This window comes from Streptomyces sp. NPDC058701 (genome assembly GCF_042715295.1).
In the GTDB taxonomy this organism is placed as follows: domain Bacteria; phylum Actinomycetota; class Actinomycetes; order Streptomycetales; family Streptomycetaceae; genus Streptomyces.
In genome coordinates this window covers 44460-54554 of record NZ_JBHXSY010000045.1, presented here as the reverse complement: position 1 = coordinate 54554, position 10095 = coordinate 44460, and the positions used below count along the sequence as shown (strand labels likewise).

12 protein-coding genes are annotated in these 10095 nt (G+C 73.7%); 7 read left to right on the top strand and 5 right to left on the bottom strand.

From position 1 onward, the window contains the following. From ACFWW8_RS31930 to ACFWW8_RS31910, 5 genes are all read left to right on the top strand, one after another. A partial coding sequence (locus ACFWW8_RS31930) for an iron-containing redox enzyme family protein (protein ID WP_386534507.1) occupies positions 1-437 on the top strand: 437 nt, incomplete at its 5' end. A 193-nt stretch (positions 438-630) separates the two neighbouring features. Beyond that, positions 631-1131, top strand: a complete 501-nt coding sequence (locus tag ACFWW8_RS31925) for a 2Fe-2S iron-sulfur cluster-binding protein (RefSeq protein WP_386534520.1) — start codon at positions 631-633, stop codon at positions 1129-1131. Continuing rightward, positions 1128-2135, top strand: a complete 1008-nt coding sequence (locus tag ACFWW8_RS31920; RefSeq protein WP_386534504.1) for an FAD binding domain-containing protein — start codon at positions 1128-1130, stop codon at positions 2133-2135. The genes ACFWW8_RS31925 and ACFWW8_RS31920 overlap by 4 nt, the downstream gene beginning before the upstream one ends. Before the next feature lie 49 nt (positions 2136-2184). Continuing rightward, on the top strand, positions 2185-4272 hold the full coding sequence (locus tag ACFWW8_RS31915) for a xanthine dehydrogenase family protein molybdopterin-binding subunit (RefSeq protein ID WP_386534502.1): 2088 nt from the start codon (positions 2185-2187) through the stop codon (positions 4270-4272). Positions 4273-4372: 100 nt separating this feature from the next. Continuing rightward, the gene (locus tag ACFWW8_RS31910) at positions 4373-5215 is read left to right on the top strand and encodes a hypothetical protein (protein ID WP_386534499.1); all 843 of its coding nucleotides are present in this window, start codon (positions 4373-4375) and stop codon (positions 5213-5215) included. Positions 5216-5313: 98 nt separating this feature from the next. Here ACFWW8_RS31910 and ACFWW8_RS31905 read toward each other — a convergent pair whose 3' ends face one another. Next, positions 5314-5745, bottom strand: coding sequence for a VOC family protein (locus ACFWW8_RS31905; protein WP_386534496.1), 432 nt, complete (start codon positions 5743-5745; stop codon positions 5314-5316). Between the two features lie 126 nt (positions 5746-5871). Further along, on the bottom strand, positions 5872-6168 hold the full coding sequence (locus ACFWW8_RS31900; protein ID WP_386534493.1) for a hypothetical protein: 297 nt from the start codon (positions 6166-6168) through the stop codon (positions 5872-5874). Positions 6169-6423: 255 nt separating this feature from the next. Here ACFWW8_RS31900 and ACFWW8_RS31895 point away from each other — a divergent pair, with 255 nt between their 5' ends. After that, complete coding sequence (locus ACFWW8_RS31895; RefSeq protein WP_386534490.1) at positions 6424-7263, top strand: class II glutamine amidotransferase; 840 nt, start codon at positions 6424-6426, stop codon at positions 7261-7263. Here the strand turns inward: ACFWW8_RS31895 and ACFWW8_RS31890 are convergent. The 3 genes from ACFWW8_RS31890 to ACFWW8_RS31880 form a co-directional block, all read right to left on the bottom strand. Continuing rightward, positions 7233-8126 carry an oxygenase MpaB family protein gene (locus ACFWW8_RS31890; protein WP_386534487.1) on the bottom strand — a complete coding sequence of 298 codons (894 nt, stop codon included), beginning with the start codon at positions 8124-8126 and terminating at the stop codon, positions 7233-7235. The two genes, ACFWW8_RS31895 and ACFWW8_RS31890, sit on opposite strands and share 31 nt — an antisense overlap. Positions 8127-8176: 50 nt before the next feature. After that, a complete protein-coding gene (locus ACFWW8_RS31885; protein WP_386534484.1) occupies positions 8177-8695 on the bottom strand; it encodes a DUF4383 domain-containing protein in 519 nt (172 codons plus the stop codon). Positions 8696-8834: 139 nt separating this feature from the next. Then, positions 8835-9338 carry a hemerythrin domain-containing protein gene (locus ACFWW8_RS31880; RefSeq protein WP_386534481.1) on the bottom strand — a complete coding sequence of 168 codons (504 nt, stop codon included), beginning with the start codon at positions 9336-9338 and terminating at the stop codon, positions 8835-8837. A 213-nt stretch (positions 9339-9551) separates the two neighbouring features. On the opposite strand from ACFWW8_RS31880, the gene ACFWW8_RS31875 reads away from it, so the two are divergent. Further along, a complete protein-coding gene (locus ACFWW8_RS31875; protein WP_386534478.1) occupies positions 9552-10094 on the top strand; it encodes a hypothetical protein in 543 nt (180 codons plus the stop codon). Position 10095: the final 1 nt, after the last annotated feature.

The following is a 10095-nucleotide window of genomic DNA, read 5'->3' as shown; positions in this document are numbered from 1 at the left end:
TGAGCGACCTCCACCTGGACCCCGCCTACGGCCGCTACCTCGACCACGCCCCCGCGCCCCTCCTCGCCACCGTCAACCTCATGTCCCTCCTCGGTCTCCACCGGGCCCTGCGCGGCGCACTCGTCGGCCACTTCGCCTGCCTCGAGATCACCTCCCCGCCCGGCTCCCGCCGCCTCGCCAAAGCCATGGACCGCTGCGGAGCCGGCCCCGCCGCCGCACACTTCTACACCGAACACGTCGAAGCCGACGCCGTCCACGAGCAAGTCGTCCGCCACGACGTCATCGGCGGCCTCCTCACCGACGAACCCCACCTCGCGCCCGACATCGCCTTCGGCTGCGCCGCCACCCTCCACCTCGAAGACCGCCTCACCCACCACCTCCACACCCACTGGACCCAAGGACACACCGCACTGCGCACCCCCCTCCCCCAACACTGAACCCACCCGGAGTCCTCCGGAATGCCAGGGCGCCCGGAATGCACCAGTCTGGGCACGGACAGCAGGCCTACCGGTCCTGCGTACGAAGGAGGCCGCGGTGACGGACGGCAGCGATACCCCGCCCGACCCCGGAGCCGGTGCGGCTCCCCCGGGACACGGCGGGCCCACCGCTCCCCCGGCCTCCCGCGTCACCCTGAAGGTCAACGGCACCGAGCACGTGCTGCGGCTGGACCACCGCGTCACTCTCCTGGACGCCCTGCGCGGACACCTGGGCCTGACCGGGGCGAAGAAGGGATGCGACCACGGCCAGTGCGGCGCGTGCACCGTGCTGCTCGACGGTAAGCGGGTCAACAGCTGCCTCCTGCTGGCGGTCGCCCAGGACGGCTCCGACGTCACCACGGTCGAGGGACTCGGGACCACGGACGGCGGCCTGCACCCGCTGCAGCGGGCCTTCCTGGAGCGGGACGCCTTCCAGTGCGGCTTCTGTACGCCCGGCCAGCTCTGCTCGGCCGTCGGAGCGATCGCCGAAGCCGGCGCCGGACACCCCTCGCACGCCACCGCCGCGGACGCCTTGGCCGACCCCGGCCCCGTCACCCTGACGCCCGAGGAGATCAAGGAGCGGCTAAGCGGCAACCTCTGCCGCTGCGGCGCCTACCCGCGCATCGTCGACGCCGTGACGGACGTGATCGCGTGAAGCCCTTCGCCTACGTGCGCGCCACCGGACTAGACGAGGCGGTCGCGGCCCACGCCCGCCACCCGGGGGCCCGCTATCTCGGTGGCGGCACCAACCTCGTGGACCTGATGAAGCTGGGGGTGGAGAGCCCGACGGCCCTCATCGACATCTCCCGGCTCCCGCTCGGCGACGTGGAGGAACTGTCCGACGGCGGGCTCCGCATCGGCTCCATGACCCGCAACAGCGACGTCGCGGCCCACCCCGCAGTACGGGCCCGCCACCCCGTCCTGTCCCAGGCGTTGCTGGCCGGTGCCTCCGGGCAGCTGCGCAACATGGCCACCACCGGGGGAAACCTGCTCCAGCGCACCCGGTGCTCCTACTTCCAGGACGTGTCCAAGCCGTGCAACAAGCGCGAGCCGGGCACCGGTTGCGGTGCCCGCCACGGGCTGCACCGCGACCACGCCGTGCTCGGACAGTCGGAGGGGTGCATCGCGACGCACCCCTCCGACATGGCGGTGGCGCTCGCGGCGCTCGGTGCCGGGATCGAGCTGTACGGCCCGGACGGAGCCCGTACCGTGCCCGCGGCGGACTTCCACCGGTTGCCGGGGGACCGTCCCGACCGGGACACGGTGCTGCGCGGCGGTGAGATCGTGACGGCGATCGTGCTGCCCGCCCCGGGCACCGGGGCCGTCTCGCTGTACCGCAAGGCCCGCGACCGGGCCTCGTACGCCTTCGCCCTGGCCTCGGTCGCCGCCGTCCTGGAGCTCGACGCGGGCCGCGTCCGGCGCGTGGCGCTCGCCTTCGGCGGGCTCGCCCACCGTCCCTGGCGGGCCACCGCGGCCGAGGACCTGCTGGTCGGCGCCGAGCCGACGCCCGCGGCGCTGCGCCGGGCGGTGGAGGCGGAGCTGGCCCCGGCCCGGCCGCTGCGCGACAACGGCTACAAGGTGGCCCTGGCCGCCAACCTCGCCGTCGACGTCCTCGGCACGCTGGCCGTCCGCGCGGGCGGCCGCCCCCGTACCCCGTAGCCCGGCACACGGCACACGGCACACGGCACCATCGTCCAGAGGAGCTCCCATGCGGCACGTCGTACTCGGCACCCCGGCCGGCCGGGCGGAGGGACCGGAGAAGGTCACGGGTTCCGCCCGGTACGCCGGCGACCACGCCCCGGCCGGCTGCGCCCACGCCTGGCCGGTACCCGCCACCGTGGCCCGGGGCCGCGTCACCTCCGTGGACACGGCGGCCGCGCTGGCGATGCCCGGCGTGCTCTGCGTCCTCACGCCGCACGACGCCCCGCGGCTGGGGCCGTCCGACGACCCCACCCTCCAGGTGCTCCAGGACGCCCGGGTGCCGCACCGCGGCTGGTACGTGGCGCTGGTCGTCGCCGAGTCCCCGGAAGCCGCCCGGGCGGCCGCCGGGGCGGTCGTGGTCGCGTACGAGACGGAGGAGCAGGACGCCGTGTTGCGTGCCGACCACCCCGGCGCGTACACGCCGGAGGAGGCCAACGGCGGGCATCCCGCGCACCGCGAGCAGGGCGACCCGGACGGGGCCCTCGCCGCCGCGGCCGTACGCGTCGACTGCTCTTACGCCGTGGGCCCGTTGCACAACCATCCCATGGAGCCGCACGCCGCCACCGCCCTCTGGGACGACGGGCGCGGCCACCTGACCGTGTACGACTCGAGCCAGGGATCGGCGCCGGTCCGCTCGGACCTCGCCGCCCTGTTCGAGCTGCCCGAGGACCGGGTCACCGTCGTCTCCGAGCACGTCGGCGGCGGGTTCGGCTGCAAGGGCACCACGCGCCCGCACGTGGTCCTGGCCGCCATGGCCGCCCGCCGCACCGGCCGCCCCGTCACCCTCGCCCTGCCCCGCCGCCACCTGCCCGCCGTGGTCGGGCACCGGGCGCCGACGCTGCACCGGGTGCGTCTGGGCGCCCGTGCCGACGGAACCCTCACCGCGCTCTCCCACGAGGTCACCACCCACACGTCCCGCATCCGGGAGTTCGTCGAGCAGGCCGCCGTGCCCGGCCGCGTCATGTACGCCGCGCCCGACAGCCGCACCACCCACCGCGTCGTCGCCCTGGACGTGCCCACGCCGTCCTGGATGCGTGCCCCCGGCGAGGCCCCGGGCATGTACGCGCTGGAGTCGGCGATGGACGAGCTCGCCGACGCCCTCGGCATCGACCCCGTCGAACTGCGCGTCCGCAACGAACCGGTGACCGAGCCGGACAGCGGCCGGCCCTTCAGCAGCCGCCACCTCGTGGAATGCCTGCGGGAGGGCGCCGACCGCTTCGGCTGGGCGTCGCTGCGCACCCCGCGCCGGGAGGGTGCATACCTGCGCGGCGCCGGCGTGGCCGCCGCGACGTACCCCGTGCTGATCTCCCCCTCCACGGCTCGGGCCCACGCCCTTCCGGGCGGGAGGTTCCTCGTCGAGGTGAACGCCACCGACATCGGTACGGGGGCTCGCACCGTCCTGGCCCAGGTGGCCGCGGACGCCCTGGAAGTCCCCCTGGACGCCGTCTCGGTGGACATCGGGCACACCGGCCTGCCGCGCGCCTCCCTCGCGGGCGGCTCCAGCGGGACCGGCTCCTGGGGCTGGGCGGTGCACGACGCGTGCACCGCGCTGACCGCCCGCATGGCGGGCCGTCACGGGCCGCTCCCCGACGGCGGGCTGTCCGCGTCGGCCGACACCGCCGGGTCGGCGGGGCAGAAGTCGCCCTACTCCCGCCACGCGTTCGGCGCGCACTTCGCGGACGTACGGGTCGACACCGTCACCGGCGAGGTGCGGGTGGCCCGCCTGCTCGGGGTCTTCGCCGCCGGACGGATCCTCAACCCGGTCACGGCGCGGTCCCAGTTCGTCGGCGGCATGGTGATGGGCATGGGCATGGCGCTGACCGAGCACAGCGGCGTCGACCCCGTCCACGGGGACTTCGTGGAGAGCGACCTGGCCGCGTACCACGTCCCGGTGCACGCCGATGTGCCGGACATCGAGGCGCATTGGATCGACGAGCACGACAAGCACCTCAACCCCATGGGCAGCAAGGGGATCGGCGAGATCGGCATCGTCGGCACGGCCGCCGCGATCGGGAACGCCTTCTGCCACGCCACCGGACGGCGGCTGCGCAGCCTCCCGCTCACGCCGGACCGCGTCCTGGACGTGCTGGCCTGAGGGACCGCCACCACGGCACGCGCCACCACCACCGCCTTACGATCCGGCGGCGAAGGGGTGGTGCGTGGCGCGGGTCCCGGCCTGAAGTAGCGTTTCGGTCATGAGCATGCCGCCGCCCCAGTCCCCCGGCCCGTACGGGCCCCCACAGCCCCCGCATCCGTACGGCGGCCCGCAGTACCCGGCGCAGCCCGGGCAGCCCCCGTACCCGCCCCAGGCCCACCCGCAGCCGGGCTACCCGGGGCAGTTCCCCGCTCAGGGCGGCTGGGGGCAGCCGCCGGTGGGGCCGCCGCCGCGCCGGAAGCGGACCGGTCTGGTGGTCGGGATCGTCGCGGCCTCGCTGGCCGTTCTCGGCGTCGTCGGCTTCGCCGTGAAGCTGCTGGGCGACGCGGGTCAGGTCGTGGGCGGCGCGGGGTTCCCCGAGGCCCAGTACCGTCTCACCGTTCCGCCGACGGTGCTGGACGGGACGTACACCCTCGCACAGGACCTGTCGCAGACCGAGGGCAAGAAAGCGCTCTCCGGTGCCTACGACCCGAAGATCCGCGACCCGAAGCCGGCGGTGGGCCAGTACACGTCCGCATCCGGCGCGGGGACCAGCGCCCTGGTCCTGTCGGGGATGTACGGCCAGTTCAAGGATCCTGCGGCGGCCCGCCGGAAGATGATGGAGGGCGCCGCGGACGCCCAGGGAGCGACCGTGGCGGTCCCGGCGAAGGACGTCACGCCGCTCGGCTCCGACATCACCCTGACGTGCCAGGTCCTCACCTCGTCGCAGGGCGGTGTCACGAGCACCCTGCCCATGTGCGCGTGGGCGGACGAGAACACCGGCGCCTCGGTGGCCGTAGTGACCCCGGTGACAGTGCGGCAGAGCCCCGGTTCCGTCGACTTGCAGAAGGTGGGCGCCACCACGCTCAAGGTCCGCGCCGAGGCCCGCAAGCCGATCGGCTGAGACCGGCCGGACGCCCCGGCCCCGGTCCCCTCCTTCGGGACCGGGTCCGGGACCAGGGCCGGGACCGGTCCCGGCCCCGGGCCTCAGCGCCCCGGGCCTCAGCGCTCCGACAGCTCCGACGGGGCCTCCTGGACCACCCAGCCGTTGCCGTCCGGGTCGTCGAACGTCATGAACGAGTTCCACGTCTCGCCCTTGCCGTCCTCCCAGCCCGCCGCGCCGACGTGCCGGACCGGGGAGACGTCCACGCCCCGGGCCACGAGTTCGTCGCGGGCCGCCTCGATGTCCGTGACGCAGAGCTGGAGGCCCTGCAGCGTGCCCGGCGCCATCGCCTTGGTCCCGGGCGCCGCGGGCATCCCGTGGAGCATCGCGATCGAACAGCGCGAACCGGGCGGGGTCAGCTGGATGATGCGCATTCCGGGAGCGACCTCGTCGTCGAGGTCGACCTTGAAGCCGACCTTGTCGGCGTAGAACTCCTTCGCACGGTCCATGTCGGCGACGGGGACGGGGACGACTTCGAGCGTCCAGTTCATGGAGAGCCTCCTCAGATGCGCCGGCGGGCCCCGGCAGGTCCACCGTCTCCCACGACCCCCGCGCCGTGCACGCCGAAACGCCAATCCGGCCCGCTTCTCGTACCGGTGTGCGTGCGCCCGCCCGCGTCAGAGGACGAAGACGCTCCTGTTGCCCTCCGGCCGGTACGTCTCGCCCGGGTCGACGAAGTGCTCCACCCGCCCCGAACAGTCGGGGCGGGACCACACCGCGACGGCGGCGTCCGTGTAGTTGGACACCGTCGGCGGAACGAAGTCGCCGAGCGGGTAGCAGCCGCCGGGATCGCGGTGGGACACCCCGTCGACGACCAGGATCCCGTGCGCCGCGTACGCCGTGCCGTGCGTCGAGAGCGCGAGCGCGGCGGCCGCCGCCGCGGCTCCGGCCGCCGTCGCCAAACGTCGGTTCATGCGCCTGTCCCTTCCATGGGCCCGCCCGTTGCGGGCGGTGCCGTTCCCGCCGGTCTACCGCGCGTTCCCCCGTCACCACGGGCGACCGGGGCCGCCGTCACCCGGCCGGGTGCACCGGTTCACCGGTGGAACGTCCGCGGCGCGGTCCGGGTTGACCGGGCCGGCCGTGCCCGGCCCGGCGGCTGCGGCCCGTCGAGGGGAGCCGGGTGCGCGGTCGGGTTAGGCTCGGACCAGGCTGTGAAGGGAATGGTCCGCATGTGTCGCTGGCTCGCCTACCTGGGTTCGCCGATCCTGCTCGACTCCCTGCTCTACCGCCCCGAGCACTCACTGATCAACCAGAGCCTGCACGCCCGGATGGGCGTCGAGTCGACCAACGGCGACGGCTTCGGGATCGGCTGGTACGGCGAGGACGGCGACGGCACCCCGGCGGTCTTCCGCGACATCGGGCCCGCCTGGAACAACCGGAACCTGCGCGAGCTCTCCGCGCACGTCCGTTCCCCGCTGTTCTTCGCGCACGTCCGGGCCTCGACGGGTTCCGCGATCCAACAGACCAACTGCCACCCCTTCCGGCACGGCCGCTGGATGTGGATGCACAACGGGGCCATCGCGGACTTCCAACGGCTGCAGCGCGACCTCTGCATGGCCGTCGATCCGGCGCTTTTCCCCTCCATCGAGGGGTCGACGGACTCCGAGGTGATGTTCTACCTCGCCGTCACCTTCGGGCTCGACCAGGACGTCCCCGGCGCGGTGGCCCGGATGGCGGGCCTGGTGGAGCGGCTCGGCAAGGAGCACGGGGTTCCGGAGCCCCTGCAGATGACCGTGGCGGTGAGCGACGGCGAGCGCGTGTGGGCCTTCCGGTACTCCAGCCAGGGGAAGTCCCGGTCGCTGTTCTACAGCAGCCGCGCCGAGACCGTACGCCACCTCTACCCGGAGGTGCACTACCTCAGCGAGGTCTCCGACGAGACCCGGATCGTGGTCTCCGAGCCCCTGGGGAACCTGCCCGGCGTGTGGAACGAGCTCCCCGAGGCAAGTTACGCGGTGCTCCCCTCCTCCCCGGACGCGGACTACCTGCCGTTCATCCCCGACGCCGGCTGAGGCGGGGGCGTCATCGCCCAGCGGATCGTCCGCGTCACGGCGTGGCCGGTCAGGCGTACGCAGGTCTCCCCCGGGCCGGTGGGCGTGCGCAGCGCCAGCGCGGTGCGGGCCCACGGCGGGAGCAGGGCGACCGCGTTCGCGGCGAGCAGGGCGTACGGGGGCCGGGCGACCGGGGGCAGGGGCGGGTGGCGGAGGATGAAGCGGGCCGCGTCGAGCGCCTCGGGGGTGGCCCGCAGCTCGGGCCGGTACGCCGTCAGCCGGGCGGTCAGCTCGGCTCGGTCGCGGGGCGGATCCGTGATCCCGAGGGCGGTCGCCACGCGGGCGGTGTCCGCCAGGTACGCGTCGCACCCCGCGGCGTCCAGGGGGCGGGCGCCGAAGCGCTGGTGGGCCCGGAGGAAGCTGTCGACCTCGGCCGCGTGCACCCAGCCCAGCAGGTGCGGGTCGGCCGCGTGGTACGGCTCCCCGCGGGCGGTGGTTCCCCGTACGCGTTCGTGGACGGCGCGGACGCGGTCGACGGCGTGCTGAGCGTCGGCGGCGGTGCCGTAGGTCGTGACGGCGAGGAAGGTGCTGGTGCGCTGGAGCCGTCCCCAGGGGTCGCCGCGGAAGCCGGAGTGCGCGGCGACGGCCGCCATGGCCAGAGGGTGCAGGGACTGGAGCAGCAGGGCGCTCAGGCCCCCGATGAACATCGAGGCGTCGCCGTGGACCGTGCGGATGGGGCGCTCGGGGCCGAACCAGCGGGGGCCGGGCGCGCCGTGGATGCGGGCCCGGTTGGCCGGTCCGCCCGGGCCCGCCACCCGGGTGAACAGGGTCCTGCCGAGTCGTTCCCGCAGAGTCCGGCCGCCGGGGGCCGCGGGCTCGTCCATACTCCTGTTCTGCCCCGCGGCCTTGCGGTTCACCCGCCCCGCCGGGGCCGTCACCGCCGGGTGATTGCGGTGGCGGGAGCCGCCGCGCGGGAGTCCTCGCGGGCCCCCCGGGCGGCGTGGCGCCGGCGCCAGTAGGGGTTGTCGTGCGGCAGGCCGCCGCTGACCCGGCCGTACATGCCGAACGTCGTGATGAGGAGCCCCATCACGAAGCTGAAGACGACGTTGGACATGCTGAAGTCGAGGATGTTGGCGGCCTTGTCGATCAGGAACAGGTGGACGAAACCGCTGAGCACGAAGAGACAGCCGACGGTGATGTTGACGGTGGACGCGACGTTCCCGCCGATGAAGGCGGCGCCGACGAGCAGTGCGCCGACGACGATCGAGATGATGCTCAGGAACCCGTTCGTGGAGAGCCCGGCGACCCTGGCCCCCTCCGTCGCGAAGAAGCCGAGCCGGTCGGCGAAGCCGAGGCAGCCGAAGGCCAGCAAAATGGCGCCGCACAGGGCGGCTCCGATCCGGTAGACCAGGTTGAGCCGGTGGTCCAACGGAAGTTCGTCACGCACGTTCACGGCGACTCCTTGGGTTCTCCCCCGCTGAGAGTCCCAGTCTGCGGAGCTCGCGCCGTCCGCGCAGCTTGCATCGATTGCGCAGCGAACGGGGTAGGGGGCCGGGGCCCGGCCCGCCGTGATGCGGGCGGGGCCGGCGCCGTCATCCGCCGACGACCCTCCGGACGTTCTCGACGCTGCCGCAGTCGGCCGCCAGGTGCTTCTCCCGCTCCTTGAGGAACGCCGCGCCCAGCTCGGCCCTGCGCTCGTCCGGCACGTTCTCCCGAGCACCGTTGAGGATCGTGCGTTCCTCCTCGTCGAGGTGGTGGGAGACCGCCTTGACGAGTTCCTCCAGCCGCGAGTCCCACTCGTCGGAGCCCACCTCGGAGACCTCCAGGAGGGCCAGCAGTGCCTTGTTCCCCTCGTCGTGCTCCTCGGTGCCGTGCTCCACTTCCTCGTTGTCGACGTCCTTGAACCGCTTCAGAGCGCTGTACACCTCGCTCTCCTCCGCCTCGCCGTGGGCGATGAGCAGCGCGGAGAACGTCGCGAGGGCGGCCGCCCGGTCCGACTCGACGCTCCGCATGCGGCGGAACAGGTCCTCCATGGTGCGGTGGTCCTTCAGGATCATCGCGACGACGTCCTGGTCCTGCTGCTTGTCGGCGCTCATGCCGCAGCCTCCTCCGTCTGGTGTTCCGTCGTCTCCCGCGTGCTCGATGGCGTGTGGTTCAAACCCCGCCCCCCCCATCCGGCCGGGCCCCGTACTCCCCCGTACCGGGGCCCGGTACTTCCGGGCCGGTACGGCAAGGGCATACGGGTTTGTCGGGGGGCAGTGGGGGCAGCCGCGTCAACGAATAGAACAGCCCCCGAATGGAGGCGCGAGATGTCATCGAACACGCTGATAGCCGTCATCGTCGTGGCGGCGGTCGTGGTGATCGCGCTCACGGCACTGCTGTGGGCGCTGGCGCGGCGACGCCACCTACGGGAACGGTTCGGGCCGGAGTACGAGCGCACGGTCGAGGAACGGGGCGGCCGGATCGCCGCCGAGCGCGATCTGCGCGCCCGGGAGGAACGGCACGACAGCCTCGACATCAAGGAGCTGTCGGCCGAGCGCCGCAACGAGTACGCGGCGGAGTGGAGCGGCGTCCAGCAGCAGTTCGTGGACCAGCCGGACGGTTCGGTGGCCCGGGCCGACGAGCTGGTGACACGCCTGATGGGAGAGCGCGGCTACCCCACCGACGGATACAGCGGACAGGTCCGCGACCTGTCGGTGGAGCACGGCCGCACGCTGGAGGAGTACCGGGCCGCGCACGCGGTCAAGGTCCGCAGCGGGGCGGGAGAGGCGACGACCGAGGATCTCCGAGGGGCGATGGTGCACTACCGCGCCCTGTTCGAGGAACTGCTCTCCGACCAGAGGAGCCGTTGAC